The sequence below is a fragment of the Methylobacterium sp. 77 genome (genome assembly GCF_000372825.1).
Classification (GTDB): domain Bacteria; phylum Pseudomonadota; class Alphaproteobacteria; order Rhizobiales; family Beijerinckiaceae; genus Methylobacterium.
The window spans coordinates 4,067,944-4,094,392 of record NZ_KB910516.1 but is presented as its reverse complement, the minus strand read 5'-3'; the positions used below and the strand labels follow the sequence as shown (position 1 = coordinate 4,094,392).

The 26,449-nt window shown below is 66.9% G+C and carries 23 protein-coding genes, 1 tRNA gene and 1 riboswitch; of the genes, 7 read left to right on the top strand and 17 right to left on the bottom strand.

All coding sequences use genetic code 11. The annotated features are described in order from the left end of the window. Positions 1–34 precede the first annotated feature (34 nt). The 7 genes from gudD to A3OK_RS0119380 all read right to left on the bottom strand — a co-directional run bounded on the left by gudD (position 35) and on the right by A3OK_RS0119380 (position 6,689). Positions 35–1,396, bottom strand: a complete 1,362-nt coding sequence (gene gudD / locus A3OK_RS0119415) for a glucarate dehydratase (RefSeq protein WP_019906563.1) — start codon at positions 1,394–1,396, stop codon at positions 35–37. A gap of 131 nt (positions 1,397–1,527) precedes the next feature. Next, positions 1,528–2,415, bottom strand: coding sequence for a LysR substrate-binding domain-containing protein (locus tag A3OK_RS0119410; protein ID WP_019906562.1), 888 nt, complete (start codon positions 2,413–2,415; stop codon positions 1,528–1,530). A 76-nt stretch (positions 2,416–2,491) separates the two neighbouring features. Further along, on the bottom strand, positions 2,492–3,814 hold the full coding sequence (locus A3OK_RS0119405; protein WP_019906561.1) for an MFS transporter: 1,323 nt from the start codon (positions 3,812–3,814) through the stop codon (positions 2,492–2,494). 225 nt (positions 3,815–4,039) lie between these two features. After that, complete coding sequence (locus tag A3OK_RS0119400; RefSeq protein ID WP_019906560.1) at positions 4,040–4,567, bottom strand: DUF2721 domain-containing protein; 528 nt, start codon at positions 4,565–4,567, stop codon at positions 4,040–4,042. 190 nt (positions 4,568–4,757) lie between these two features. Continuing rightward, the gene (gene uraD / locus A3OK_RS0119395; protein WP_019906559.1) at positions 4,758–5,372 is read right to left on the bottom strand and encodes a 2-oxo-4-hydroxy-4-carboxy-5-ureidoimidazoline decarboxylase; all 615 of its coding nucleotides are present in this window, start codon (positions 5,370–5,372) and stop codon (positions 4,758–4,760) included. 3 nt (positions 5,373–5,375) lie between these two features. Beyond that, the gene (gene uraH / locus A3OK_RS0119390; protein WP_019906558.1) at positions 5,376–5,792 is read right to left on the bottom strand and encodes a hydroxyisourate hydrolase; all 417 of its coding nucleotides are present in this window, start codon (positions 5,790–5,792) and stop codon (positions 5,376–5,378) included. A gap of 243 nt (positions 5,793–6,035) precedes the next feature. After that, complete coding sequence (locus tag A3OK_RS0119380) at positions 6,036–6,689, bottom strand: BA14K family protein (protein WP_019906556.1); 654 nt, start codon at positions 6,687–6,689, stop codon at positions 6,036–6,038. Positions 6,690–6,954: 265 nt separating this feature from the next. Then, positions 6,955–7,061: riboswitch (TPP riboswitch) on the top strand. An 85-nt stretch (positions 7,062–7,146) separates the two neighbouring features. On the opposite strand from A3OK_RS0119380, the gene thiC reads away from it, so the two are divergent. Beyond that, positions 7,147–9,054 (top strand): phosphomethylpyrimidine synthase ThiC, encoded by a 1,908-nt coding sequence (gene thiC / locus A3OK_RS0119375; RefSeq protein ID WP_019906555.1) that lies wholly within the window; start codon positions 7,147–7,149, stop codon positions 9,052–9,054. Between the two features lie 91 nt (positions 9,055–9,145). On the opposite strand, the gene A3OK_RS0119370 is transcribed toward thiC, so the two are convergent. The 3 genes from A3OK_RS0119370 to A3OK_RS0119355 form a co-directional block, all read right to left on the bottom strand. Then, positions 9,146–10,411, bottom strand: coding sequence for a D-amino acid dehydrogenase (locus A3OK_RS0119370; RefSeq protein WP_019906554.1), 1,266 nt, complete (start codon positions 10,409–10,411; stop codon positions 9,146–9,148). 50 nt (positions 10,412–10,461) lie between these two features. Then, positions 10,462–10,851 carry a tautomerase family protein gene (locus A3OK_RS0119365; RefSeq protein WP_019906553.1) on the bottom strand — a complete coding sequence of 130 codons (390 nt, stop codon included), beginning with the start codon at positions 10,849–10,851 and terminating at the stop codon, positions 10,462–10,464. Positions 10,852–10,976: 125 nt separating this feature from the next. Next, complete coding sequence (locus tag A3OK_RS0119355) at positions 10,977–12,326, bottom strand: aspartate aminotransferase family protein (RefSeq protein WP_019906551.1); 1,350 nt, start codon at positions 12,324–12,326, stop codon at positions 10,977–10,979. Positions 12,327–12,550: 224 nt separating this feature from the next. On the opposite strand from A3OK_RS0119355, the gene A3OK_RS0119350 reads away from it, so the two are divergent. From A3OK_RS0119350 to A3OK_RS0119335, 4 genes are all read left to right on the top strand, one after another. Next, a complete protein-coding gene (locus A3OK_RS0119350; RefSeq protein WP_019906550.1) occupies positions 12,551–13,981 on the top strand; it encodes a PLP-dependent aminotransferase family protein in 1,431 nt (476 codons plus the stop codon). A 59-nt stretch (positions 13,982–14,040) separates the two neighbouring features. Next, positions 14,041–14,457, top strand: coding sequence for an HIT domain-containing protein (locus A3OK_RS0119345; RefSeq protein WP_019906549.1), 417 nt, complete (start codon positions 14,041–14,043; stop codon positions 14,455–14,457). After that, on the top strand, positions 14,457–15,362 hold the full coding sequence (gene nudC, locus A3OK_RS0119340; protein WP_019906548.1) for an NAD(+) diphosphatase: 906 nt from the start codon (positions 14,457–14,459) through the stop codon (positions 15,360–15,362). The genes A3OK_RS0119345 and nudC overlap by 1 nt, the downstream gene beginning before the upstream one ends. Positions 15,363–15,593: 231 nt before the next feature. Continuing rightward, positions 15,594–16,412 carry an outer membrane protein gene (locus tag A3OK_RS0119335; protein ID WP_019906547.1) on the top strand — a complete coding sequence of 273 codons (819 nt, stop codon included), beginning with the start codon at positions 15,594–15,596 and terminating at the stop codon, positions 16,410–16,412. A gap of 178 nt (positions 16,413–16,590) precedes the next feature. Here the strand turns inward: A3OK_RS0119335 and A3OK_RS0119330 are convergent, their stop codons facing one another. From A3OK_RS0119330 to A3OK_RS0119305, 6 genes are all read right to left on the bottom strand, one after another. Further along, the gene (locus tag A3OK_RS0119330) at positions 16,591–18,207 is read right to left on the bottom strand and encodes an FAD-dependent oxidoreductase (RefSeq protein WP_019906546.1); all 1,617 of its coding nucleotides are present in this window, start codon (positions 18,205–18,207) and stop codon (positions 16,591–16,593) included. A 183-nt stretch (positions 18,208–18,390) separates the two neighbouring features. Then, on the bottom strand, positions 18,391–19,401 hold the full coding sequence (locus A3OK_RS0119325) for an SLAC1 anion channel family protein (RefSeq protein ID WP_019906545.1): 1,011 nt from the start codon (positions 19,399–19,401) through the stop codon (positions 18,391–18,393). A gap of 97 nt (positions 19,402–19,498) precedes the next feature. Next, the gene (locus A3OK_RS0119320) at positions 19,499–21,760 is read right to left on the bottom strand and encodes a xanthine dehydrogenase family protein molybdopterin-binding subunit (protein ID WP_019906544.1); all 2,262 of its coding nucleotides are present in this window, start codon (positions 21,758–21,760) and stop codon (positions 19,499–19,501) included. A 12-nt stretch (positions 21,761–21,772) separates the two neighbouring features. Beyond that, on the bottom strand, positions 21,773–22,219 hold the full coding sequence (locus A3OK_RS0119315) for a (2Fe-2S)-binding protein (protein WP_019906543.1): 447 nt from the start codon (positions 22,217–22,219) through the stop codon (positions 21,773–21,775). A 102-nt stretch (positions 22,220–22,321) separates the two neighbouring features. Further along, the gene (locus tag A3OK_RS24765) at positions 22,322–22,444 is read right to left on the bottom strand and encodes a hypothetical protein (RefSeq protein WP_280791125.1); all 123 of its coding nucleotides are present in this window, start codon (positions 22,442–22,444) and stop codon (positions 22,322–22,324) included. Positions 22,445–22,596: 152 nt separating this feature from the next. Beyond that, a tRNA-Thr gene (locus A3OK_RS0119305) sits at positions 22,597–22,671 on the bottom strand. Between the two features lie 203 nt (positions 22,672–22,874). On the opposite strand from A3OK_RS0119305, the gene A3OK_RS0119300 reads away from it, so the two are divergent. Next, positions 22,875–23,771, top strand: a complete 897-nt coding sequence (locus tag A3OK_RS0119300) for a diguanylate cyclase (RefSeq protein ID WP_026597437.1) — start codon at positions 22,875–22,877, stop codon at positions 23,769–23,771. Between the two features lie 350 nt (positions 23,772–24,121). Then, positions 24,122–24,805, top strand: coding sequence for a response regulator transcription factor (locus A3OK_RS0119295; protein WP_019906541.1), 684 nt, complete (start codon positions 24,122–24,124; stop codon positions 24,803–24,805). Positions 24,806–24,830: 25 nt separating this feature from the next. Here the strand turns inward: A3OK_RS0119295 and A3OK_RS0119290 are convergent, their stop codons facing one another. Next, the gene (locus A3OK_RS0119290; RefSeq protein ID WP_019906540.1) at positions 24,831–26,246 is read right to left on the bottom strand and encodes a cytochrome ubiquinol oxidase subunit I; all 1,416 of its coding nucleotides are present in this window, start codon (positions 26,244–26,246) and stop codon (positions 24,831–24,833) included. Positions 26,247–26,449: the final 203 nt, after the last annotated feature.

The window sequence follows — 26,449 nt, the reverse complement described above, 5'->3', positions numbered from 1 at the left end:
AGCGCACGAGGCAAATTCAGCGGACGAGGTCGGTTCAGCGCACCAGGCACGGACGCTTGTTGTCGAAGGTCCAGTCCGGCACCAGGAACTGCATGGCCGAGGCGTCGTCCCGCGCCCCGAGGCCATGGCGCCGGTAGAGGGCATGAGCCGCCTCGACTTCGGCCCAGTCGAGTTCGATGCCGAGGCCGGGCCGCTCCGGCACCCGCACGAGGCCGCCGCGGATCTGCAGCGGCTCCTTGGTCAGACGCTGGCCGTCCTGCCAGATCCAGTGGGTGTCGATGGCGGTGACGCGGCCCGGTGCGGCGGCGGCGACATGGGTGAACATGGCGAGCGACACGTCGAAATGGTTGTTCGAATGCGAGCCCCAGGTCAGGCCGTGGTCGCGGCAGAGCTGCGCCACACGGACCGAGCCGGCCATGGTCCAGAAATGCGGGTCGGCCAGGGGGATATCGACGGAGCCGAGCTGGATCGCGTGATTCATCTGGCGCCAATCGGTGGCGATCATGTTGGTGGCGGTCGGAAGCCCGGTGGCGCGGCGAAACTCGGCCATGATCTCGCGGCCGGAGAAGCCGTCCTCGGCTCCGCACGGATCCTCGGCATAGGCGAGGACGTCGCCGCGCCCCTTGCAGAGGTCGATGGCCTCCCGCAGCGACCATGCGCCGTTGGGGTCGAGGGTGACGCGGGCCTTGGGGAAGCGCTGGTGGATCGCGGTCACCGCCGCGATCTCCTCCTCACCGGAGAGCACGCCGCCCTTCAGCTTGAAGTCGTTGAAGCCATAGGCCTCGTAGGCGGCCTCCGCCAGCCGGGCGACGGCGTCGGGCGTGAGGGCCTCCTCGTCGCGTAGGCGAAACCAGCCGTCGCGGGCTTCCGGCTCGCGGTAGTTCAGGTCGGTGCGGCGGCGATCGCCGACATAGAACAGGTAGCCGAGCATCTCGACGGCGTCGCGCTGCTGGCCCTCGCCGAGGAGGGCGGCCACCGGCACGTCGAGGAACTGGCCGAGAAGATCGAGGAAGGCGGATTCGATCGCCGTCACCGCATGGATGGTGACGCGCAGATCGAAGGTCTGAAGCCCGCGCCCGCCCGCATCGCGGTCGGCGAACCGGCTGCGCATGGCGTTGAGCACGGCCTGCCAATCGCCGATGGGGCGGCCGATCACGAGGTCGCCCGCATCCTCCAGGGTCTGGCGGATGCGCTCGCCGCCGGGCACCTCGCCGAGGCCGGTGGCGCCGGTCGAGTCGGTGAGAATGACGAGGTTGCGGGTGAAGAAGGGGCCGTGCGCGCCGCTGAGGTTGAGCAACATGCTGTCGCGACCGGCGACGGGCACGACCTTGATGGCGGTGACGGTCGGCGTGCGCGAGAGGCCGCGCGAGGCATTTGGCGTGGATTCGACCTGCATGAGCGTTCTCCCGAACTGGATGCAGCGGCGTCTGCGCACCGTCTTGCCGGTCCTGTTCTAGAAAGTCCGGCGATGCCGGTCCAAGCTAAAGGCTGGATCGATCGATGCACGAGAAGCATCGATCGACGAGTTCAGGCCGGCATTTCTCTCAGGATCGCCCGCAACGGGGTGAGGAGCGGCACGTCGCTTCCGCGCCGCCATGCGAGGTGAAGCTCGGCCGGCTGCGGCTGCGCCAGAGCGAGCGGGCGAAACACGATGCCCTCGAAGCGCAGGCGCTCGGCCGCCGCCGGCACCAAGGCGAGGCCGATCCCGGCGCGGACGAGGGCCAGGATCGAGTGGATCTGCGTCAATTGCTGGAGGATGCGCGGCTGGACGCCGGCGCCCACGAACAGGCTGTCGAGAAGATGGTGGAAGTAGCTCGCCTCGTGCGAGGCATAGGCGATGAAGGGTTCGCCGTGGAGGTCGCGCAGCGTGATCGCCTCTCGTCCAACCAGCGGATGATCGGCGGGAAGCGCCGCCACCAGCGGCTCGGCCAGGGCGCGCTCGGAGTCGAGTTCGGCATGGCTCACCGGCGGGCGGATCAACCCGGCATCGATCTGGCCCGACAGGATCGCCTCGACCTGATCCTTCGTCACCAACTCGCGCAGGGACAGGGTGACGTCGGGCATCGCGTTGCGGCAGGCGATGACGAGGCGGGGCAGGAAATCGTAGGCCGAGGCCGCCGTGAATCCGAGTTTGAGCACGCCGGCCCTGCCGGCCGCCACCTGCCGCGTGACGTAGGTGGCGGTTTCGGCCAGCCGCAGGATGCGCAGGGCTTCGGGCAGGAAGCTGCGCCCGGCGGCGGTGAGGCGTACCGAGCGGCTGGTCCGGTCGAGGAGCTGCACGTCGAGGACGCGCTCCAGCACTTGGATCTGCCGCGACAGGGGCGGCTGCGTCATGTTCAGCCGGGCGGCGGCGCGGCCGAAATGCAGCTCTTCCGCCACGGCGGCAAAGCAACGGAGTTGGCCGAAATCCAGCATGGCGCCTCGCAACGACGATGCGGCCGCGGGTCTCCCCACGGCCGCGCCTCTGTCCCCATCCGATCGGGTGACGTGATCAGCGCAGCTCCACCCGTTTGATCTCGCCGACGATGACGAGATAGCAGAACACCGCCACCAGCGCGTTCAGCCCGACGAAGACGAGGGCGCCGTTGAACGATCCCGTCTGCTGGACGATGTAGCCGATGGCGATGGGCGTGGTGATGCCGGCCGTGTTGCCGAAGGTGTTGAACAGGCCGCCGTTGAGCCCGCCGGTGGAGCGCGGCGAGGTGTCGGAGACCACGGCCCAGCCGAGCGCACCGATGCCCTTGCCGAAGAAGGCCAGCGCCATCAGGCCGATCACGAGGGCATCCGCCTGGACGTAATTGCAGCCGATGATGCTCATGGAGAGCAGCATCCCGCCCACGATCGGAATCTTTCGCGACGCGGTGAGAGACCAGCCGCGCTTCAGCAGCATGTCGGAGAGCCAGCCGCCCAGGATGCCGCCGACGAAGCCGCAGAGGGCCGGAAGCACGGCGGCGAAGCCCGCCTGCAGGATCGAGAGCCCGCGCTCCTTCACGAGGTAGACCGGGAACCAGGTGAGGAAGAAGTAGGTCAGCGTGGTGATGCAGTACTGGCCGATATAGATGCCGAGCAGCATGCGGTTTGAGAGCAGTTGCTTGATGGTCTTGCCCGCATCGGCCGAGGCGCCGGCGCCGCGGCCGTCCATGTCGAGCAGCGCGCCGCCCTCGCCGATGTAATCGAGCTCGGCCTTGTTGATGGAGGGATGCTCCTTCGGGCCGTACATCACTTGCGTCCAGAGCAGCGCGAAGGCGATGCCGAGCGCGCCCATCAGGGTGAAGACGTGGTGCCAGCCGTAATGGTGGACGACGAAGCCCATGAGCGGGGTGAACAGGACGGTGGCAAAATATTGCGAGGAGTTGAAGAAGGCCGAGGCCGTGCCGCGCTCGGCGGTGGGAAACCAAGCGGCGGTGATGCGGGCATTGGCCGGGAAGACCGGCGCCTCGGCCAAGCCCACGCAGAGACGCAGGGCGAACAGCACGGCCACCGCCGTGAAGCCGGTGAAGAAGCCAACGGCGCCCTGCATCAGCGTGAAGGCGGACCACAGGAAGATCGCCCCGGCATAGACCCATTTGGCGCCGTAGCGGTCGAGCAGCCAGCCGCCGGGAAGCTGGGCGAGGACGTAGGACCAGGCGAAGGCCGAGAATACGTAGCCCATGGAGACGGCGTCGAGGCCGAGATCCTTGGCCAGCGACGGGCCGGCAATTGAGAGCGTCGCCCGATCGGCGTAGTTGATGGTGGTGGCGATAAACAGCATCGTGACGACGAGGAGCCGCACGCGGCTCCGCTTCGCCGCGGTCATGACCAGACCGGCGCTCATGGCGTCTCTCCCAGATGTCGGGCCGCCCGGTCGTTACCGAGGCGGACATCGGTCGTTCTCGCGGACGTCCTGAAGGAGTACCCCGGCAACCGTTTGCAAGATAAAGCCTAAATCCGCCCCGAACCCGGCGTCCAACTCAAAGACTGGATGGATCGATGCAGAACCGGCATCGATGACGGGCGCGGAACGGTCCCGAACGTGGATATGCCGGCTTTCTCCGGAGGCTCAGAACCGGCTCGACCGGGACTCCCGATACGGCGCATCCGCCTCGCCCGCTTCCCTGTCCGAGGCCTCGATCGTGCGGCGGTCGACCTCGTCCCTGACACGGCGGCCCGCCATCAGGATCTCGACGAGGAAGGCGACGATGGCGGCCACCGTACAGACCAAGGCCACGCCGAAGCAGCCGAACAGGACGGAAGCCGTGGCGGCATCGCGCAACGCCCCCACGAACAGCGTCAGCACCGCGATTCCGGTCATGATGCTGCCGATCGAGGCGAGGACGACCGCGACATCGAGCATGAAGGAGCGACGGCGCAGATAGGACAATTGACGCGACAGGTGAGCGGCCTCGTCCGCATCCGCCTTCTGCAGGCTGGCGGCGGCGTCATCGACCCTGTCGGCCACGCGCCCGAGCCGCGTGGAGAACACGTTGAGCAGCGTCGCCAGCGCCGTCAGCAGGAAGGCGGGCGCGAGTGCGACCTGGATGACGTGGGCGATGTCGTCGGGAGCGAGGAGAGAACCGGGAGCGACCATGGCATGCCGTTACGCCATGCCGGAAGATGCCCGCAAGGACACAACTCCGCTCTTCTCACTGCGCACTGGGGCGATGAAAGACGCGCGCCACGACGTGGCTTCCGAAGTGGAGGCGTCCCGTCGAAGCGGGCATGCCGGCTTGTTCGAGCCACGCGATGGATCGGATGGGTATCGTATCCCGCCCGACGATCTAGGCGGGGCCGAGGATCCGTTCCAGTCGCATCCGGGTGATGAGGGAGATCTCGGCCAGCGCGGCGTCCCGTTCGATGTCGCGTGGATTCCCGAGCCGTCGCTCGAACTCGGCGAGGATGGAATCCTTGGTCCGCCCACGCACGGCGATGATGAAGGGAAACCCGAATTTTTCGCGGTAGGCGGCGTTGAGCCGGTCAAACCGGTCGAAATCCGCCTCCGTCATCCGGTCGAGACCGGCGCCGCCCTGCTCGGCGGAGGAATGTGCGGTCATCCGGGCGGCTCGCGCCTCCGCGCCCGCGAGTTCGGGATGGGCATTGAGGAATGCGAGTATCTCCGCCGGAGAGGCAGCCCGTACCGCCGCCATCATCGCGGCATGCAGTGCGGCCGCAGAGGCGAACGGTCTGGCATCGACCACGCGTTCGGCGACCCATGGTGAATTCTCAAACACCCCGCCGAAGGTGCGCACGAAATCCTGCCGCGACAGGGCGTTCACGGACGCCATGTCGAGGGCCGTCTCCGCGCTCCGCTCGACCACCGGCCGAACGAGAGGCGAGGAATCGAGGGTCGTCCATGCGAGGGCGGCCAACAGGATCGCACCGGGAAGCGGCGGCATCCCTCAGCTGCCGCGATAGGTCGAGTAGCTCCAGGGGGTCGTCAGCAACGGCACATGGTAATGGGCCTTGGCATCGGCGATGGAGAACTGGACCGGCACCATGTCGAGGAAGGGTGGATCGGCCTGGGGCACGCCCTTCGCCTTGAAGTACTCGCCCACGTGGAAGACGAACTGATAGCTTCCGGCCTTCAGGGCGTCACCGACGAGGACGGGCTTGTCGGTCCGGCCATCCGCATTCGTCGTCATCTGCATCACGAGGCGGAAGGCACCGTTCTCGGAGACGTAGAAATCGATCTTCATGCCGCCGGCCGGTTTGCCGCTCAGCGTATCGAGGACGTGGGTCGAGAGCCGCCCGCCCTCGTCGGCGACGGACTTGGACACCGGAAGCACCAGTACGGCGCCGAGGCCCAGCGCCGCCATGAACATCGTGCGCCGCGATCTGTCGAAGGTCATGAATGGCCGCTCCCTGGAACATTCCGGGTGCGCCCCGGACCGTAAGATCTGCCTGCAGAATGCGTGCCCGATGGGCGTGCCACCTTTCGCGGCGGCCTGAGATCGATCTCACGACACGGCAAAGCCCCGCAACGACGGATTGCGGGGCTTATCGGTTGCGGCTCTTGCCAAGCGATCGTGGCTCAGGCGTTTCCGCCTGAGCGCCGGATGCTATTGCGGGCAGCGATGACGCAGGCCGTCATTGCCGAGATAGGTCCCCGAGCGCTGATCGTAGGAACGGAAGCGCTGGATGCAGTAGGCGACATCCTGATCGGACCCGCCGACATCCTGCTGAACCTCCACGGCACCACCGTAATAGGCCGGAGCGTAGCCGCCGCCGTAGCCGCCGCCACCGTAATAGCCGTTGCCGTAATAACCGCTGCCGTAACCGTAGCCGACACCGGCACCCGCGAGGCCAAGGCCCAGCCCAAGCCCGAGGCCGCCGTAACCGTAGCCCCGGCCATATCCGCGATTGTAGCCATAACCCCGATTGAAGCCGCCGCCGCCGCGACCGTAGCCGCCTCCGACCACAGTCGGGCCGGTGACGACACCGCCTCGACCGCCACCGAAGCCGCGATTACCGGCGAACCCGCCGCCGCCTACGACCGGTCCGCGGAAGACGCCGGCACCGCCACCGCCCATCTTGCCACCGCTGAACCCTCCGCCGCCGAAGCCGCGTCCGCCGCCGCCGCCGCCACCCATCGTCGGGCCATGGAAGACGCCGGCTCCGCCGCCGCCGCCCTTGCCGGGACGCGCATCGGCCGTCGCCGGTAGGAACGCGACGGCGCCGATGAGCGCCGCGGATGCAAGAACGAGCCTGTTCATGAGAAACCAGCCTGACTGTCGAATGGGAAATCAGAATTTACAACGCACAGCGCCTCGATAAAGCTCCATCGGATCCTTTGTTTTGTGTTTCACAGGCCTAATGCAAATAATAAGCTGCCGGCATGGATTAAAAACAATGCTTTGACAGCAATCGGTCGCTCATCATGTCGGCGCCCGGCGCTCCCCCGTGAGGACGGGCGTCTTTCACTCCGGCGTGGATGTTTCTCCTCCCGATTGACAAAGCGACCGCGAACGCAGACTTTCGAATGGTTCCGAGGGGAGCCCCGTGAAGGGGGCTGAGAGAGGGCTGGAGCCCTGACCCTTGAACCTGATCCGGCTCATACCGGCGGAGGGACGGGAACTGCGCTTGGGTCTTCTGCTCCGATCGAGTGGGTGCCCGTCGTCCTGACGTACCGTTGCGAACCGGATCGCCTCCCACGCCAGGAGCGAATCCGACATGAACGCACCCGTCCTTCCCAAAGATCTTTCCGGACAAGACCCCGCCAAAGGCCAGCCGCAGGCCGTGACCACCGGCCCGATCATGGGCTCGCGCAAGGTCTATGCGAGCGTTGCCGGCCGCGACGACATCCGGGTGCCGTTCCGCGAGGTCACGCTGAGCGATCCGAAGGAGGCCCCGGTGCGGGTCTACGATCCGTCCGGTCCCTACACCGAGACCGACGCCCGGATCGATCTCAACGGCGGCCTGCCGCTGCTGCGCGATCCGTGGATCGCCAAGCGCGGCTACGCCACGATCACGCCGCGCGCGGTCAAGCCCGAAGACAATGGCTTCGTCCCCGAGGACAAGCTCGTCGCCCCTTGTCCGGCGACGCGCCAGATCCGCAAGGCAGGCCCCGGCCAGCTGGTGACACAGTACGAATTCGCCAAGGCCGGGATCATCACCGAGGAGATGATCTACGTCGCCCACCGCGAGAACCTCGCTCGCGAGACGATGCTCGAGGGGGCGCAGACCGCCCTGGCCGACGGCAACAGCTTCGGCGCGTCCCTTCCGGCCTTCATCACGCCGGAATTCGTGCGTGAGGAAGTGGCGCGCGGCCGCGCCATCATCCCGGCCAACATCAACCACCCCGAAGTCGAGCCGATGGCGATCGGCCGCAACTTCCTCGTCAAGATCAACGCCAATATCGGCAATTCCGCCGTGACCTCGTCGGCCGCCGAAGAGGTCGAGAAGCTGGTCTGGGCGACCCGCTGGGGCGCCGACACGGTGATGGACCTGTCCACCGGCCGCAACATCCACAACATCCGCTCGTGGATCGTGCGCAACTCCCCCGTCCCGATCGGCACGGTGCCGATCTACCAGGCGCTGGAGAAGGTCGGCGGCGATCCGCTCAAGCTCGATTGGGAGGTCTTCAAGGACACGCTCATCGAGCAGGCCGAGCAGGGCATCGACTATTTCACCATCCATGCCGGCGTCCGCCTCGCGCATGTGCCGCTCACGGCGCGCCGGGTCACCGGCATCGTCAGCCGAGGCGGCTCGATCATGGCGCGCTGGTGCCTCGCCGGGCACCGGGAATCGTTCCTCTACGAGCGGTTCGACGAGATCTGCGACATCATGCGGGCCTACGACGTCTCGTTCTCGCTCGGTGACGGTCTGCGTCCCGGTTCCATCGCGGATGCCAACGACGCGGCCCAGTTCGCCGAGTTGGAGACGCTGGGCGAACTCACCAAGATCGCCTGGGACAAGGGCTGCCAGACCATGATCGAGGGCCCCGGCCACGTGCCGATGCACAAGATCAAGGTGAACATGGAAAAGCAGCTGGAGGAGTGCGGCGAGGCGCCGTTCTACACCCTCGGCCCGCTGACCACCGACATCGCCCCCGGCTACGACCACATCACGTCGGGCATCGGCGCCGCCATGATCGGCTGGTTCGGCTGCGCCATGCTCTGCTACGTCACCCCGAAGGAGCATCTCGGGCTGCCCAACCGCGACGACGTCAAGGAAGGCGTGATCACCTACAAGATCGCGGCCCATGCCGCCGATCTCGCCAAGGGCCACCCGGCGGCGCAGCTGCGCGACGACGCGCTCAGCCGCGCCCGCTTCGACTTCCGCTGGGAGGACCAGTTCAACCTCTCCCTCGATCCGGACACGGCGCGCGCCTACCACGACGAGACCCTGCCGAAGGACGCCCACAAGGTCGCCCATTTCTGCTCGATGTGCGGCCCGAAATTCTGCTCGATGAAGATCACGCAGGATCTGCGCGCCGAGGTTCTGGCGATGGAAGCGGCCGGACAGGTGCTGGGCGAGGCGACGCCGATGAGCCAGGCCGAGCGCGAGGCCGGCATGGCGGCGAAATCGGCCGAGTTCCAGGCCGAGGGCGGCAAGCTCTACGTCGACGCGGCGGAATAATCCGCCTCGACCCCGCCCTCTCGCGTCTCGGCGCGAGAGGGCATTCGGCCTCGATCGCCCTGTACTCCTCGGCGATCGAAGGGGACCCGCCTCAAACGCCTCCGGCGTAGCGGCTGACCGCGAGGTCCGGGGTGGCGATATCGGGCGTGCGGTCGGAGATGAGATCGGCCAGTACCCGCCCGGAGCCGCAGGCCATGGTCCAGCCCAGGGTGCCGTGGCCGGTATTGGTGTAGAGGTTGGAGAGGCGCGTGGCGCCGACGATCGGCGTCCCGTCCGGCGTCATCGGCCGCAGGCCGGTCCAGAACTTGGCCTGGGCGACGTCGCCGCCCGCCGGGAACAGGTCGCTCACCGAGCGCACCAGGGTCTCGCGACGCGGTCCGCGCAGGATCGCGCTGAAGCCGGCGAGTTCGGCGGTGCCGCCGACCCGGATGCGGTCGCCGAGCCGCGTGATCGCGACCTTGTAGGTCTCGTCCATCACCGTGGAGACCGGAGCCGCCTCGGCATCGGTGACCGGCAGGGTGAGGGAATAGCCCTTCACCGGATAGATCGGCAGGTCGATGCCGAAGGGACGCAGCAGCGCCGGCGTGTAGCTGCCCATGGAGGCGACATAGGCATCGGCGGTCAGGATTTCGCCCGCGGCCGTCGCCACGCCGACGATCCGGTCGCCCTCGCCGCGCAGCCCGGTGATGGCCGTGCCGTAGCGGAAGACCACGCCGAGGCCTTCGCAGAGTGCGGCGAGACGCTGGGTGAAGAGGTGGGCGTCGCCGGTCTCGTCTCCCGGTAGCCGAAGGCCGCCGACGAAGGTTCCGGCCACCCGCGCCAAGGCCGGTTCGGCGGCGATGCAGCCGGCCGGGTCGAGCACCGCATAGGGCACGCCGTAAGTATCGAGGACGCGGGTGTCGTCGCCGACATGGTCGAGTTGCTTGGCGGTCCGGAACAGCTGAAGCGTGCCCTGCTCGCGGTGATCGTAGGCGATGCCGGTCTCGGCGCGCAGGTCGCGCAGCACATCGCGGCTGTATTCGGCGAGGCGCACCATCCGGCCCTTGTTGCGCTGGTAGGCCTCCTCCGTGCAATTCGCCAGCATGCGGGCGAGCCAGCCATAGAAGCGCGGCTCGAAGCTCGGCCAGACGACGAGAGGCCGGTGGCGCATCATCAGCCACTTCATCGCCTTCAACGGAATGCCGGGGGCCGCCCAGGGCGCCGAATATCCCGGCGAGACCTGACCCGCATTGGCGAAGCTGGTCTCGAGCCCGACTCCGGCCTGCCGTTCCACCACGGTGACGCGGTGGCCGGCCTTGGCCAGATAATAGGCCGCGGTGACGCCGACGACACCGCCGCCGAGGATGAGGACATGCATGGTCGGCGTTCCGCCAGTAAAGCAGGCTGGGAGCGGTGCGGGCGGGAGCCCTAAAGCTCACCGGTGAGGAACTGCGCCCGGCCGTGACCGAAGGACCAATCCTCGTCGGTATTCTCCACGGTCGAGACCATGACATCGGCCGGAGCGATACCGCAGGCGGCTTCGAGCTTCTCGGTCAGCAGCCGGTAGAACAGCTGCTTCTTCTCCTTGCCGCGCGGCCGGGTGATCATCTGGACCACCACCACGTCCTTGGTGCGCGGGATGTCGAGCCCGGTATCCTCGACGATCATCCGCGAGGGCTTGTGCTCGGTGACGATCTGGTAGCGGTCGCCCGGCGGAACGTTGAACGCCTCCAGCATCGCCTCGTGCGCGGCATCGAGCAGCGTCTTCAGTTCGGCATCCGTGCGGCCTTCCAGAATATCGAAGCGCATGAGGGGCATGGTCTGAATGTTCCTTGTGTCGAGGGAGGGGATCGGGCGCGGCTCGGGGGCCGTCCGCATCGGGCCGCTTTTCCCGCTCGGACATCGAACCATGCTCGCCTTCGCGAGCACGGTCGACGGGACGATCAGGCTTCGGCGCGGATGAGGCCGCGCAGCATCTCGATCATGCCGGTGATCTCGGCGGGGGTCGAGATGAAGGGTGGTCCCATCGCGATGGTATCGCCGGTGAAGCGCAGGAGGATGCCCTCGCGCAAGCCGCGCTCGAAGATTCGCAAGGCGCGCGCTCCGGGCTGCCCCGGCGTCGGTTCGAGATCGACCGCCGCCGTGAGGCCGAAATTCCGGATGTCCTTGATACCCGGCTCGTCGCGCAGCGAATGGACGGCCGCTTCCAGGATCGGCTCGAGCTCGCGCACCCGGCCGAACAGGTCGCCCTCCTCCATCAGGTCGAGGGAGGCATGCGCCACCGCCGCCGCCAGGGGATGGCCCGAATAGGTGTAGCCGTGGAACAGCTCCACCGCCGAGGCCGGGCCGGTCATGAACGTGTCGTAGATCTCCTTGCGCACGATGACGCCGCCCATCGGCACGATGCCGTTGGTGATGCCCTTGGCGAAGGTGATCATGTCGGGGATCACGCCGAGGCGCTCGGCTCCGAAGGCCGCACCGAGCCGGCCGAAGCCCGTGATCACCTCGTCGAAGATCAGCAGGATGCCGTGGCGGTCGCAGATCTCGCGCAGGCGCTGCAGGTAGCCGAGGGGAGGCACGATGACGCCGGCCGATCCCTGCAGCGGCTCGACGATGACGCAGGCGATGGTGCCCGCATCGTGCAGGGCCACCATCCGTTCGAGATCGTCGGCGAGATGCGCGCCCCAGGCGGGCTGCCCCTTCGAGAAGGCCATCTCGGCGTAATCGTGGGTATGGCGCAGATGGTCGACGCCCTGGATCATGGCGGTGGCGAACATCTTGCGGTTGGCGACCATACCGCCCACCGACATGCCGCCGAAGCCGACGCCGTGATAGCCCTTCTCGCGGCCAATCATGCGGAAGCGGCCGGCCTCGCCGCGCAGGCGGTGGTAGCCCAGCGCGATCTTGAGGGCGGTATCCACGGCCTCGGAGCCGGAATTGGTGAAGAACACCCGGTCCAGGCCGTCCGGCGCCATGTCGGCGATGCGCTCGGCGAGCCGCAGCGTCACCGGATTGCTCATCTGGAAAGCGGGACAGTAATCCAGGGTCTCGGCCTGCCGGCGCAGGGCTTCGACGATCCGCGGCTGGGCATGGCCGAGCGGGCAGCACCACAGGCCGGACAGGCTGTCGAACAGCTCGCGACCCTCGGCCGTCCGGTAATAGGCGCCCTTGGCCGAGGTGATGATGCGCGGCGTCGGATCGGCTTTCACGTGACGGTTCGGCGTGAACGGCATCCAGTACGGCTCGACATTGAGCTGCCGGTCACCCGCCCGATCGATGATGGCCTGATCCATGTGACGCTCCGTCGATCCGCGATGCGGGATATCGCCCTTCGCTGCGATTGCTTATCGCCCGGCAGGGTTTCGCCGACTATCGACAGTTGGCGTGTTGGCGCGTGCAGCTGTATCTGTTCACCGGCATCGACAGTCGGGACGGCAACGTCGTCTCGACGGCGTCATGTCCTCGCTCACCCTCGGACGGACATGGTCCTCTCACCGGATGCAATCGCGGTCTGTCTATGATCAGTCTCGATCCCGCCAGCACCGCTCCCCTCGTCGCCCAGTTGGTCGAGGCCTTCTCCGAGCGCATCCGCAGCGGGAGCGTGGCGCCGGGCGCCCGCCTGCCCTCGGTGCGCAAACTCGCGGTCCAGTGCGGCGTGAGCACGCTGACCGTCTCGAACGCCTATAACCGGCTGGTGGCGGACGGCCTGCTCGAAGCCCGGCGCGCGAGCGGCTACTTCGTCTCGGCCCGGCTTCTGGAGCGTAAAACCGCCGCCCCCCGGCGGAAACCCGTGCAGATCTCGGTCGATTCCGGCTGGCTGCTCCAGCGGGTCTACGAGGAGGATACGTTCGCCATCAAGGCCGGCTGCGGCTGGCTTCCCGACAGCCACCTCTTCGCCGACGGCATCAAGCAGGCTCTGTCGGCCCTGGCGCGCCGGCCCGACCGGCTGGTCTCGCGCTACGGGCACCCGCTCGGCTACGCACCCTTGCGCCGCGCGATCCAACTGCTCCTGGCGCAGCGCAACATCGATTGCGACCCGGACCAGATCCTGCTCACGCACGGGGCCAGCCAGGCCCTCGACCTGACCATGCGGACCTTCCTGCAGCCGGGCGACGTCGCCTTCGTGGACGATCCCGGCTATTGCAACCTCTACCCCTCACTCCATGCCATGGGTGTGACGATCATCGGCGTCGAGCGCACCCTCCAGGGGCCATCGATCGCAGCACTCCAGGCGCTCGCGGAGCGGCACAAGCCGAAGCTGTTCTTCACCAATACCAGCTTCCACAACCCGACCGGCACATCCTGCTCGCCGGCCACCGCCCACCAGATCCTCCGCATCGCCGAGACCCACGACTTCCAGATCGTCGAGGACGACATCTATGCGAGCTTCGTCGAGGAGACGGCGCCGAGCATCGCCAGTCTCGACCAGCTTCGGCGCGTCATCCATATCAGCAGCTTCTCGAAGACGATCTCGCCGTCGCTACGGGTCGGCTATCTCGCCTGCAGTCCCGAGAACGCGCAGCGCCTCCTCCACATGAAGATGGCGGCGAGCCTGACGAGCTCGGAGATTTCCGAGAGCATCGTCCACTCGATCCTCACCGAAGGCCAGTACCGGCTGCACATCGCGCGGCTCCGCGAAAAACTCGCCGCCGAGCAGAAGACCGTCGCCGACGCCCTGCTTTCGGTGGGCCTGTCGATCTTCCACCGCCCCGCCAACGGGCTGTTCCTCTGGGCCGGATTCGGCGGCGATCTCGACACGGCCGGGCTCGCCCAGCGTGCCGCGGCCAAGGGCATCATGCTCGCCCCCGGCCATCTGTTCCGCGCCCATCACGAGCCCACACCCTGGCTTCGCTTCAACGTGGCGCATGCCAATGCGGCGCCGCTGTTCCGCTTCCTCGACGCGGAGCGTTCGTCGGGACGACGAGGAATTGATCCACCCCGAGGGTGACTCATGGCCCCGAACCGGCGAGAACGCCTCATTCCCGACGCATCCCAGCTCGAGCGGCGATGACAGACGATTTCACCCTCGACCCGCGCCTCGTCGCCGACACCGTGCCGGTGGGCGACCTCGCCCTGTGCAGCGTTCTCCTGATGGACGATGCCCGGTTTCCCTGGCTGATCCTGGTGCCGAGGCGCGCGGGCGCGAGCGAACTCACAGACCTGTCGGCGGACGATTCGCGAGACCTGATGGACGAGATCAGGATCGCCACCGGCGTGATGCTGGCCCTCGCCAAGCCCGACAAGGTCAATGTCGCGGCTTTGGGCAACGTCGTGCCGCAGCTCCACGTCCACGTGATCGGACGCTTCCTGTCCGATCCGGCATGGCCCTCGCCGGTCTGGGGCGTCGGTACGCGCCAGCCCTACCCGCTCCATGCCCGTGCCCAGATGATCGAGCGCCTCGGCGCCCTGTTCGCGGCCGCCTGATGAGCGAGCGCCTCGACGGCCTCGGCTATGCCGAAAGCCGGCTCCTTCGCCATTCGGCCGAGAGCATCGACGCCGTGCCGATGCCGGACGCACCGGACTCGCGGATCGTGCTCATGGCAGGCGACCGCATCGTCCTCGCGGGCGACACCGCGCTCCTGACATCCGGTCAGGCGGCAGCGGCCTGCCACGGCGATCTCACGCTCTTCCTCGGCCGCCTCGACGGGGCTCCGGTCTTCGCCTGCGCCATCGCCCCGGAGGCCGCCGACGCCTTCGACGCCGATCCCGGCTTCCGCACCACCGACCTGCGCAGCCTCGCCGCCGAGAACGCGGTGGCCCCGCACGAACTCGGCCTCCTCGCCACGGCGAGATCGATCCTGGCCTGGCACGCCCGCCACGGCTTCTGCGCCAATTGCGGGACGGCGACCGGATTCGCCGCAGGCGGCTTCCGCCGCGAATGCCCGACATGCGGGACGCATCACTTTCCGCGCGTCGACCCCGTCGTCATCATGCTGATCGCCCGTGGCGATCGCTGCCTCCTCGGGCGCTCGCCGCGCTTCAAGGAGGGGATGTATTCCTGCCTCGCCGGCTTCCTGGAGCCCGGCGAGACGATCGAGGACGCGGTTCGCCGCGAGACCCTCGAAGAGGCCGGACTGCGCATCGGCGCGGTGACCTACCACGCCTCGCAACCCTGGCCGTTCCCGTCCTCGCTGATGATCGGCTGCGTGGCGGAATCGCTCGACGACACCATCACGATCGACCCCGCCGAGCTCGCCGACGCACGCTGGTTCTCCCGCGAGGACGTGTCGGCGATGATCGCCGGCACGCAGGCGGAGGGATTGACCGTGCCGCCACCGATGGCGATCGCCCATCTGCTGATGCGGGCCTTCGTCGAGGAGCAAGTTTAGGCGGCTTAGGAACACGACCGCCAGCGACCCGCGAGTGACTTTTCCGCCACTCTTCCTCAGGGAATTTATGGCGACGCTTCATCGTTAAGAATTTCGTCCCTTCGTCCTCGAATTGTGTCTCCGAGGCACTATCCCGGAATCCCGGCATGGATTCACGTCGTCGGCGTCAGCGGAGGCGACGAGGGGACGATGTTGAAAATCTTGCTTGGTCTTGGCTCGATGGTTGGGCTGATGACCGGAACCGTTGCTGCGGCGGATCTTCCTCGGCGCGCATCCCCGCCGCCGTTCGTCGCGCTCGTTCCGAACTTCAGCTGGACCGGCTTCTATGCGGGTCTGCAGGCCGGATACGCCTTCACCGACGACCAGACCATCCGTACGGCAGCGACATCCGGGACCGGAGGCGGGGCCGATTTCTTCATCCAGCGTCTCGGCATTGGATCGGTGTCTTCGAGGCAGCAGGGTTTCGTGGCCGGTGGTCAGGCCGGATACAATTTCCAGCTCACCCCCGGCTCCGGCTTCGTCCTCGGTGTCGAGACCGACATCGCCTATACCGACCTCGACCGGACCAAGCGCATCAGCGGCCCCCTCTTCGGTGCGGCCGGCGGTTCTCTCCTCGCCAACACGACCCGTCAGAGCCTCGACGTCCTCGGCACCGTCCGCGGTCGTATCGGCTATGCCTTCGACCGGGTCTTGGTCTACGGCACCGGCGGTTTCGCCTACGGCAACGTGAACTACGAGAGCGCGACCACCTTCCAGGTCACGGGTGTCCCGACCCTCGATCTCTTCTCGGGACGGGCCAACCGCCTGGAGACAGGCTTTGCTTATGGAGGCGGTGTGGAATTCGCGCTGCCGACGGAGAGTGCCCTCAACGTCTTCCAGGCGTCGGCGATCACGCTGAAGGTGGAATACCTCCACTACGATCTCGGCAAGCGGAACGTCTCGCTGACGAGCTCCCTCGGCTCCGGCCAGCCCATCGCGGAGGCGACGTCTCGCTTCCGGTCCGAGGGCAACGTCGTCCGCGTTGGCCTGAACTACAAGTTCGGTACCTGATCCCCGACGTCACCGACCCCACCCCCGGGTCGGGGTCGGTAACAGAGGTCCCAGCATCGAGACCGTCCTGTGCGCCGCCACGGGACGGATCGAACGGGCTGCCCGAGACGGCCCACGGTGTGGTTCGGGGGCCGAGCGATGCGAACCGCGTCAATGCGTGACGTCGCTCGCGCCGTCGTCAGTGCCGGACGTAGTCCCAGACCTTCGAGATGACGACGGACCCCTCGCCCACCGACGATGCGACACGCTTGACCGACCCGGCGCGCACATCGCCGACGGCGAAGATTCCCGGATGGGACGTGGCGTAGGGCGAGCCTGCGCCGATCGCATCCCCGGTCAACACGAAGCCATGGCCATCGAGTTCGACGAGGCCCGAGAGCCAGGACGTATTGGGGGCGGCCCCGACCATGATGAACAGGGCACAGGTCGATATCGTGCGGGCCGTTCCATCGACGGTGTTGCGGATCGTCACGGCGTCGAGGTGATCGTCACCATGAAGTGCGGTGACCTCGGCGCCATATTCGACCGTGATCGCCGGATCTGCCTCCAGACGGCTCGACAGGTAGCTCGACATCGAGGTCGCGAGTGACGGCCCGCGCACCAGAAGACGAACATGGCCTGCGCTGCGACTGAGAAACATCGCCGCCTGGCCCGCGGAATTGCCGCCACCGATGATGATCGTCTCGGTATTCCTGCAATAGCGGGCCTCGATTTCCGTCGCCGCATAATAGACGCCCGCGCCCTCGAACGCTTCGAGACGATCGATCGGCAATCGTCGGTACTGAACGCCGGTGGCGACGACGACGGCCTGACCGCGGACGCGCTGGTCGTTGTCGAACGTCGCACAGAACGCGCCCTCATTGAGCCGCTCCAGCTTCACCACCCGGCGCGGCATCGCGAACCGCGTCCCGAATTTCATCGCCTGGACCTCGCCGCGCCAGACCAGGTCGGCACCGGAGATTCCGGTCGGGAATCCCATGTAATTCTCGATCCGGCTCGACGTGCCGGCCTGGCCGCCGATCGCGATATCCTCGACCACCAGCGCGTGGAGCCCCTCCGCCCCCGCATAGACACCGGCCGCCACGCCGGCCGGGCCACCGCCGACGATGAGCACGTCGAAGGCCTCGTCGTCGATGAGGTTGTAGTTGAGGCCGAGCAGCTGCGCGACCTTGTCGGGCGTCGGATCCGCCACGACGATCTCCCGGCCGAAGATCACGGCAGGCCGGTCGGACTGGATCGAGCAGCTGTCGGCGACGGCCACCGCTTCCGTGCTCCCGAGCGTATAGGACCTGTAGGGAAAGCGGTTGCGGCTCGCGAATTCCGCGATCCGCCGCACGGCCCGGTCGTCATCCTCGCCGATGAGCACCAATGTGCCGTCATTCGAATCGAGCTGCCGCCGCCGCCGTGCCGCCAGCACCGTGATGACGATGTCCGACATCTCGGGAATCTCGGACATCAGCCGCAGCATCTCCAGACGCGGCACTTCGATGACGACGGTATCCGTGACCGCCCGCATGGGCATCGACCAGTTGCCGCCATTCAGGAACGAGATTTCCCCCATGAACTGCGTCGGCCCGAGCGTGGACGGAAGGTGGCGCTCGTTCGTGAACGGGTTCACCACTTCGATCTCGCCTTGCTCGACGTAGACGAAGCGATCGGCCGGCTCGCCGGCGCGGGCGAGGAAGGTACCAGCCGGATAGTGCCGCTCGGCTCCAACCGCCTGAAGCGCCGCGACATGCGAGGCCGCGAGGGGGACGCGCTGCATCTCGCGCAGATCACGGCCGATGGTTTCCATGTCTCCCCCTCATCACGGTCTCGCCCACATCACGGCATCGTCCGGTGCTGCCTCACCCGACCGTCCTCGTCGGACACGACGCCCGATCTTGCAACCGGCGGCCCACCGGGTCGACACCGAGCGTGGCTTTAGCCATCGCATGGTCGTCCCGGCATGAGCCGGCGAGCCTGCCGCATGCGAGGGTCAGCTCGCGAGCGACCGAAGCTCGCCCCGTGCGATGCCAACGAGCGTGCGCAGCGCGAGACCGGCGATGATCACCGTGGCGAGAGCCAGCAAAAGCAGCGCCAACGCATCGGCCGCGATGGCCTGGACATGCCCGGCATAGCGCAGGGCCGCGACCGCCATGGCGGCACTCGGAAAGCTCACGGCCCACCACGAGACCCGAAACGGACAGCACAGCGGCAGGTCGCGCAGGCGTCCCGCGAGGACGGCGAAGACGAACAGGGCGATGAGGAACAGAGCCTCCGCGAATGCGTCGATCCGGCCGAACGTCGCGACATAGCTCGAGAAACCGACAGCGAAAGGGGCCACCAGGATCATCAATGTCGGCCGCTGTGCCGGGGCGAGCGGCTCCTCGAAGAGGAGACGGGCGAAAACCAGGGTGAAGAGCGGAATCGCGAAGAACAGCCCGACGCTCAACGAGAACATCACCACCGTCTGCGTATGCGGCAGCGACAGGGCCGGCGCGGCCAGCGGCACGTCCAGGAGGCCGACCACCGGGACGATCCAGGCCGGCGTCGCATGAGCGAGCTGGTGCCGGCTCCCCATCCAGCGGCTGACGATGAGGAGTGCGAACACGACCATTCCTCCCGTACCGAGAATCCAGATGGACGCCGCGAGCGATGGGATCAGAGGCTGAAGCACGAATGGCAACAGGAGCAGGCTGATGAGCACCGTACCGAAGAGATTCCCGGCGATCGGATGCCGGAACTCGATCAGCACACTCTGCCACGCGGTCACCGACTTGGCGGCGTAGGCCAGCGCCAGAACGACGAAGACGGCCAGGGCGCTCCATCCGATCACGTCGCCGATGAGCATGGGCAGGCCGTAGCGCGCACTCGCGAGCCGCCATCCGACGCTGAGTCCCATCAGCCCCATCACGGCGCCGAACAGGCTCACCGGCAGGTAATCGAACAGCGGTTTTTGCGCGGGGGAGGTGGATTGCGGGTCATCTTCGACAGCATGGGTCGTCATCGCCGGAGTTTCTCCGTGGAAGCGCCTCGACGGTGCTGCGCCACCGCCGCGCTTCCTCATTGTCACCGGCACCGGCATCGGGGCAACCCGATCAAGGTCAGGCGCCGGTCAGCCGGGTCTTTGCGAGGGGCAGGCTGCGGACCCGCTGACCCGTCAGTATGGCGACAGCGTTGACGACGGCCGGAGGCACGCCGGGGAGTCCCGGTTCACCGATACCGCCCATCGGCGCGCCGCTCTCGACGATGCTCACGTGGACCCGCGGCATCCGCTCGCGGTCGAGGATCGGATAGGCGTCGAAGTTCTTCGCCTGACGCTGCCCGTCCTCGTAGACGACCTGCTCCAACAGCGTCGAGGAGAGGCCGAGCGCAGCCGCGCCCTCGACCTGTCGCTTGACGATGGCCGGGTTGACCACGCTGCCCGGATCGATCGCGATCCAGAGATCGTGCACCTTGGCCTCTCCATCCTTCAGCGAGACCTCGGCGATGGTCGCGGTCTCCGAGCCGAAGGGCGAGGCCATCGAAACGCCACGGGCGCGGCGGCTGCCATCTTCCGCCTGGAACACCCCACCCTTCCAGCCTCCGGCCAGATCGGCGACGGCCTGAAGCAGATTGCGATGGCGCGGGCTATCCTTCAGCAGCGCCATGCGCAGGGCGAACGGGTCCTTGCCCCCCGCCATGGCGATCTCATCGAGGAAGCTCTCGTAGAAAAAGTCGTTCATCGAATGCCCGACCGAACGCCAGAAGGCGATCGTGACCGGATGCGGCACCTTCACGTAGTCGAGGCGCCGGTTCGGGATCGCGTAGGGCTTCTTGTCGAGACCTTCGACGACGGACGAATCGACCGGCGACTTGAACAGGGCGCCGAACCAGCGCCCGATCGGGCCTTCGCCCACGGCGGTGGTCTGCAGAGCGACCGGCATCCCATCGCTCCCGAGCGCCGCCCGAAACCGGGCGAAGCTCAAGGGGCGCACCGCATCCATGCCGAACTCCTCCTCGCGCGACCACAGCACCCGGACAGGGCGTCCGGTCGCCCTGGCCAGCAGGATCGCCTGAGGGAAGGGGTTTGCCGGGCCATAGTAGAAATGGCGCCCGAAGAACCCGCCGAGCATCGGCGAATGGATGCGCACCTGCGTCGGCTGAATCCCCGCCGTGCCTGCGGCAATCTGCTGGAACAGCTCGGGCATCTGGTTCGGCAACCAGAGATCGAGGCTGCCATCCGCCTCGAACCGGGCGACGGCCGAAGGCGGCTCGAGCTGGGCATGGGCGAGGTAGGGCGCATCGTATTCCGCCTCGATGATCGTCGCCGCTCCGGCGAAGGCGCCGGCCACGTCGCCCTCCTGTTCGGCGGAGATTCCGGGCTCGGTCGTGGATTTCAGGGCGCGCAGCATCGCGGCCGACGAGAAGGTCTTCGAGACCGTGGCGATCCCATCCGCGGCGGGGTTCGTCCAGGTCACCTGAAGCGCCTCGGCGCCTTTCCGAGCACGCCACCACGAATCCGCGACGACCGCGACGGCACCGGGCAGGCGGTGCACGGAATGGACGCCCGGCATCGCACGGACATCCGCCTCATTCGCAACCGCCTGCGGCTCGGTGCCGAGATGCGGCGCGTGCTGGACGGCTGCGTGGAGCATCCCGTCGACGCGGATGTCGATCGCGTAGGTCGCCCGCCCCGTCGACTTGTCGTGCATGTCGAGCCGGGGAACGGGCTTGCCGATCCATCGGAAGCGCTTGGGATCCTTGAGCGGCACGTCGTCCCGTGGCTGCAGGGCGAGCGCTGCGGCCGCGAGTTCGCCGTAGCCGAGCGAGCGCCCGGAATCGGCGTGAATCACACGGCCGTCATCGGTCGACAGGCTGTCCTGCCGGACACCGAGCTTCGCCGCGCCGGCGCGCAGCATCATCTCGCGGGCCGTCGCGCCGAGCCGCCGCATGGCGGCGTAGCTGGAGCGCGTCGAGAAGCTGCCTCCGGTCATGCGCAGGCCGTTGACGACCGCGTAATCCGGTCCGGGCGGCGCGCATTCCACGGTAAAGCGCGCCGGATTGAGGTCGAATTCCTCGCCGATGGTCTGAGCGAGGCCGGTATTGATGCCCTGGCCGCCCTCCACGAAGGGACTGAGCAGGCGCACCGTGCCGTCAGGTTTCATCTCCAGGAAAGCCGCCACACGCGTGCCGGGCTTCGGCGCGATGGCGGCCGCACCCTCGGTCTTCTCCTGGGCGGCGGCGGGATCGACGGGCAGGTTGACGCCGAGGACGAGGGCGCCGCCGGCGGCCCCCAGAAAGCCCCGGCGCGAGAGATTGCGGATGGGCTCGCGATTCGTCGGGGAGTGACGGTCGCTCGGCAGCGGAGGAGTGAGGTCGTTCATGGCGCGCTCTCCTCAGGCCGCGGCCTGCCGCACGGCGGCGGCAATGGCGTTGTAGGTGCCGCATCGACACAGATTGGTCATCGCCGACGCGATGTCGTCATCGGTCGGCTTCGGTGTCGTCTTGAGAAGTCCGGTCGCGGCCATGACCTGGCCCGACTGGCAGTAGCCGCATTGCGGAACCTCGATGCCGACCCAGGCCGCGACGACTTTGGCGCCCACGGGGTCCTGTTCGATTGCCTCGATGGTGGTGACGGCCTGGGTTCCGACGCTCTCCAGCGGCATCTGGCAGGACCGCGTCACCTGGCCGTCCAGCAGGACCGTGCAGGCACCGCATTGACCGATCCCGCAGCCATACTTGGTGCCGCTCAGGCCCAAAGTGTCGCGCAAGACGAACAGAAGCGGAGTATCCGGCTCGGCATCGACGGCATGGCGGCGATCATTGATCATCAGCTCAATCATGGCCGAGTTCCTCCGACTATTCCCAAAGCACTGAATGATGATTACAGGCGGAGTATCCCGTCGCAAATGTCATAAACGCAGCGTTTTCGGACACGCGTCCGCTCAGGCGACGCGCGGCAAACCCTGTCGGATCTCTTGCGGGGTGCGGCCGTAGACCAGCAGGAAGGACGGCGCGGTGACATCGATCGCCCCGTAAAGGATCGCCCGCGTCCCCTTAGAAGGCATGAGATGGAGGCTCGGAGGCGGATTTCGGCTCAGGCGGAAGATCCCCATGTCGGGATCGATCTGGGACGCACGATCGGTGAGGCCAGCCTGCGAAATCCGCCGCGCTCGATCCGTCCGGAATCGCACCGTATTGCGGTGACGGGCGAGAATTCTGGTGCCGGTGGAGAGGATTGAACTCCCGACCTTCGGTTTACAAAACCGCTGCACTACCGCTGTGCTACACCGGCCCGACGCGTTAGCTACCAGCCGGGCGCCGGGCATTCAACCGTCGATGACGCGGCTTTGGCGATCGAAGTGGCCGTGGGTGAGGCTTTTCCCCTCGGGCCGGGTTCCACATGGATCCATGTGGACAGGCGGTCTTGGCAACAAATTAATCTGTCGCCGTCATCCTCACGAATAACTCATGAATTCGGGGCGGGTGAACAACGCCATGCATATCGTCATCGTCGACACGAGCCGGGTTGTCCTGAAAGTCGTCGCGGGGATGCTTGAACCGCAGGGCCACACGGTCGACGTCTTTACCGACTCCCAGGCCGCTCTCGACTTCGTCACCTACACGCCGACCGTGCGTGTCCTGATCACGAGCCTGGAAGTGCGCCCGTTGAGCGGGCTCGAATTGTGCTGGTCGGCCCGGTTGATCGCGGAGACGAACCGGCCGCTCTACGTGATCACCATGTCGTCCGCCCGCAACTCCCGCAATCTCGCCGAGGCGCTCGACAGCGGGGCCGACGATTTCATCGAGAAGCCCCCTGGCGCCGAGGAACTCCACGCCCGCATGCGGGCGGCGGATCGCCTGACGACCATGCAGAGCGAATTGATCCGTCTCGCCGAGACCGATCCTCTCACCGGCCTCCTCAACCGCCGCGCTTTCCTGCAGCGGGTGCGGGACGCCGCCGATCGCGTGGGCAATCACGGCAACATGTCGACCATCCTCGTCGATATCGATCACTTCAAGCGCATCAACGACGAGTACGGCCACGATGTCGGCGATACGGCGATCCAGAGCGTCAGCCGCAGCATCGCCGATGAGGGAATCGTGGGTCGCCTCGGAGGCGAGGAATTCGGCATCGTGCTTCCGCACCGATCGATGGCGGAGGCCGAGGCCTTGGCGTCGCGGCTGCGCCTCCTCACCGAGGCGATGCGCATCCGCGGGGCGCGCACGCCGATCCGGCTGACCTGCAGTTTCGGCGTCAGCCAATGGTGCGAGAGCGATACGATCGAGGCGATGATCAAGCGGGCCGATATCGCCCTCTACGAGGCCAAGACCACGGGTCGCAACCGGGTGATCTCCGCGGCCTCCGATCTCCACCTCGCGCGCGCCGGCTGACCCGAACATCGGAGCATCGTCCCCGCTACGATAACCGGGACGATACTGTCCGGTCTTGCTCCGCGACAGCCTGGACGATGACGTCCGCTTTCGGGCTCGAGGCTCAATCCCGATTCGGGCCCCGTTCGAACGATGCTGTTTCTCAGCGAGACATGTTCTCGCAGCATCCGGATCGCAATTCCCCGTCTTAACCAATCCATCGGGCTCGCAATGCCTGATTCCATGAGATTCCGTGGAGTCTTGGCCGATTTTCATCCGATTTTTGCTTAACAAGATCATGGAACGAGATTTGAACTGCTCTTGACCAGCCCGATCGCGACGTTTCGCGATGGGACAGAGGGGGGAGCGGCATGAACCAAGCCGTTGGGGTCTTGATCGTCGACGAGCCGGTAGGGTTTGGGCCTATCCTGCGTGCGTTCCTGGAACATGAACCGAGCCTGCACACGGTGGGCGAGACCGACCTGCCACTCGGTGGACCGGGCACCGAGACGGTCGTCGCCTTGGTCTTCCTGCCCGAAGACGCACCGGAGGTCGGGATCGCGCGGATCGGCGCGCTCAAGCGCCATCCGAGGCTTCGGGTGCTCGCGGCATTCCAGAGCCTGGGCGCGGAAACCCTGCGCAACCTGCTCGTCGCGGGCGTCGATGGCGTGGTCGCGCAATCCGCCACCCCGCGGGAGATCAGCGCCACCATCGTCGCCCTGGCCCATGCTGCCGATCCGGACATTGAGACATCCGTTTCAGTGGAGGCCGGCGAGGGGCTGACGCCGCGCGAGGCGGAGATCCTGCGCTTCCTCAGCGCCGGGTTCAGCAACAAGGAAGTGGCACGCCGCCTCAGCCTCAGCGTCCGCACCGTCGAGACGCACCGGCTCAACCTGCGCCGCAAGACCCAGACGGGGCGGCTGAAGGACCTCGTCTGCCTCGCGAGGCAATTGGGTCTGGCCCCCGTGGTCGAGAGCGAGACACCGCGCCACGGCAACGGCGAAGGCAGCGTCCATGGCCGCCCGACGATCATGGAAGCGATGGCGCGCCATTGATGACGCACCATCGGCCTGCCTGGCCTCAGGCCGGATTTCCCTCCAGGCTTTCGTTCACGGCCGAGAGCGGGCGCTTCGGCTTGCGGTGAGTGTCTTCCCCGCGCAGGGCCTCCTCGAGGGGCTCGGGGCCTTTGCGCAGGAGCTTGGCGAGGTAGTAGCTGCCGAAGCCGAAGATGATCGCGTAGGTGACCAGGAAGCCGATCAGCGAAGCGGTCACGGCATTGACGGTGAGCGGCGAATGCGCGTCCGCCGTGCGCATGTAGCCGTAGACGATGTAGGGCTGGCGCCCGATCTCGGCCGTGAACCAGCCGAACAGGACGGCGCCAAATCCCGAGGGCGTCATCAGCATCGCCGCGTTCAGGAACCAGCGATTCGAGTAGAGCGTCCCCTTCCAGCGCAGGTACAGGCTCCACAGGCTCAGCCCCAGCATCGCCATGCCGATCGCGACCATGATGCGGAAGGAATAGAAGACCGGCCAGACCGGGGGACGCTGGTCCGCCGGCACATCCTTCAACCCCGGAACGATCCCTGAGAAATCATGGGTGAGGATGAAGCTGCCGAGCCTCGGAATGCCGATCTCGAAGTCGTTCTTCTCCTCCTTCATGTTCGGGATCGCGAACAGGAGCAGCGGCATGTTGGCCTGTCGGTCCCAGTTGGCCTCGATCGCCGCGAGCTTGGTCGGCTGCAGCTTCAGAACCGCGAGGCCGTGGGCATCGCCGATGAAGATCTGGATCGGGGTGCAGATGACCGCGAACCAGAGGGCCATCGAGAGCGACATCCTGGCGCCCGCCACCTTGGCCGGGGGTTCCTTTCGGCCACGCAGGATCATCCAGGCCGACATGCCCGCCACCGCGAAGGCCGTGGTGAGGAAACAGCCCAGCACCATATGGGCGTAGCGGATCGGAAAGGACGGGTTGAAGATCACCTGCCACCAGTCGGTGGCGACCGCCCGGCCGTTCTCGACCACGAACCCGGCCGGCGTCTGCATCCAGGAATTGGCCGAGAGGATCCAGAAGGCCGAGATCAGGGTGCCGATCGCGACCATGCAGGTCGAGACGAAGTGCAGGCGGTCGCCGACCCGCTCCCAGCCGAACAGCATGATCCCGAGGAAACCCGCCTCCAGGAAGAAGGCGGTGATGACCTCGTACTGGATCAATGGCCCCAGCACGTTGCCTGTGAAGTCGGAATAGCGCGACCAGTTGGTGCCGAGCTGGTAGCTCATGACGATGCCGGACACGACGCCGAGGCCGAACGACACGGCGAAGACCTTCACCCAGAACCGGTAGAGGTTCCGGTACATCGGGTTGCCGGTCCACAGCCACTGCCCCTCCAGCCGCGCGAGGAAGCTCGCGAGACCGATGGTGAAGGCCGGAAAGATGATGTGGAAGGCCATCGTGAAGCCGAACTGGATGCGCGAAAGGAGAAGCGCGTCAACGTCCATGGCGGTGTCCCAGAAAGGCGGCCCATCTGCGATCGGGCCTGCGATCGGTCCAGCCTAGAGCACGACCGATCGCATCCCAAGGCCGACGTGCCGAAAGGATGGCTGCAGGGGTGACATCGCGCGTGTCCAGTCAATTCTCAGACCGCGGTAGAACATCCCGCCCGTTCGGCGACCGACGATCCGGGTATCGTCGCCGCTTCCCT

Bases quoted from the DNA above. Each gene is read 5' to 3' on its own strand.
- gudD (WP_019906563.1), bottom strand. From the start codon at position 1,396: ATGCAGGTCGAATCCACGCCAAATGCCTCGCGCGGCCTCTCGCGCACG.
- A3OK_RS0119410 (WP_019906562.1), bottom strand. From the start codon at position 2,415: ATGCTGGATTTCGGCCAACTCCGTTGCTTTGCCGCCGTGGCGGAAGAG.
- A3OK_RS0119405 (WP_019906561.1), bottom strand. From the start codon at position 3,814: ATGAGCGCCGGTCTGGTCATGACCGCGGCGAAGCGGAGCCGCGTGCGG.
- A3OK_RS0119400 (WP_019906560.1), bottom strand. From the start codon at position 4,567: ATGGTCGCTCCCGGTTCTCTCCTCGCTCCCGACGACATCGCCCACGTC.
- uraD (WP_019906559.1), bottom strand. From the start codon at position 5,372: ATGCCGCCGCTTCCCGGTGCGATCCTGTTGGCCGCCCTCGCATGGACG.
- uraH (WP_019906558.1), bottom strand. From the start codon at position 5,792: ATGGCGGCGCTGGGCCTCGGCGCCGTACTGGTGCTTCCGGTGTCCAAG.
- A3OK_RS0119380 (WP_019906556.1), bottom strand. From the start codon at position 6,689: ATGAACAGGCTCGTTCTTGCATCCGCGGCGCTCATCGGCGCCGTCGCG.
- thiC (WP_019906555.1), top strand. From the start codon at position 7,147: ATGAACGCACCCGTCCTTCCCAAAGATCTTTCCGGACAAGACCCCGCC.
- A3OK_RS0119370 (WP_019906554.1), bottom strand. From the start codon at position 10,411: ATGCATGTCCTCATCCTCGGCGGCGGTGTCGTCGGCGTCACCGCGGCC.
- A3OK_RS0119365 (WP_019906553.1), bottom strand. From the start codon at position 10,851: ATGCCCCTCATGCGCTTCGATATTCTGGAAGGCCGCACGGATGCCGAA.
- A3OK_RS0119355 (WP_019906551.1), bottom strand. From the start codon at position 12,326: ATGGATCAGGCCATCATCGATCGGGCGGGTGACCGGCAGCTCAATGTC.
- A3OK_RS0119350 (WP_019906550.1), top strand. From the start codon at position 12,551: ATGATCAGTCTCGATCCCGCCAGCACCGCTCCCCTCGTCGCCCAGTTG.
- A3OK_RS0119345 (WP_019906549.1), top strand. From the start codon at position 14,041: ATGACAGACGATTTCACCCTCGACCCGCGCCTCGTCGCCGACACCGTG.
- nudC (WP_019906548.1), top strand. From the start codon at position 14,457: ATGAGCGAGCGCCTCGACGGCCTCGGCTATGCCGAAAGCCGGCTCCTT.
- A3OK_RS0119335 (WP_019906547.1), top strand. From the start codon at position 15,594: ATGACCGGAACCGTTGCTGCGGCGGATCTTCCTCGGCGCGCATCCCCG.
- A3OK_RS0119330 (WP_019906546.1), bottom strand. From the start codon at position 18,207: ATGGAAACCATCGGCCGTGATCTGCGCGAGATGCAGCGCGTCCCCCTC.
- A3OK_RS0119325 (WP_019906545.1), bottom strand. From the start codon at position 19,401: ATGACGACCCATGCTGTCGAAGATGACCCGCAATCCACCTCCCCCGCG.
- A3OK_RS0119320 (WP_019906544.1), bottom strand. From the start codon at position 21,760: ATGAACGACCTCACTCCTCCGCTGCCGAGCGACCGTCACTCCCCGACG.
- A3OK_RS0119315 (WP_019906543.1), bottom strand. From the start codon at position 22,219: ATGATTGAGCTGATGATCAATGATCGCCGCCATGCCGTCGATGCCGAG.
- A3OK_RS24765 (WP_280791125.1), bottom strand. From the start codon at position 22,444: ATGCCTTCTAAGGGGACGCGGGCGATCCTTTACGGGGCGATCGATGTC.
- A3OK_RS0119300 (WP_026597437.1), top strand. From the start codon at position 22,875: ATGCATATCGTCATCGTCGACACGAGCCGGGTTGTCCTGAAAGTCGTC.
- A3OK_RS0119295 (WP_019906541.1), top strand. From the start codon at position 24,122: ATGAACCAAGCCGTTGGGGTCTTGATCGTCGACGAGCCGGTAGGGTTT.
- A3OK_RS0119290 (WP_019906540.1), bottom strand. From the start codon at position 26,246: ATGGACGTTGACGCGCTTCTCCTTTCGCGCATCCAGTTCGGCTTCACG.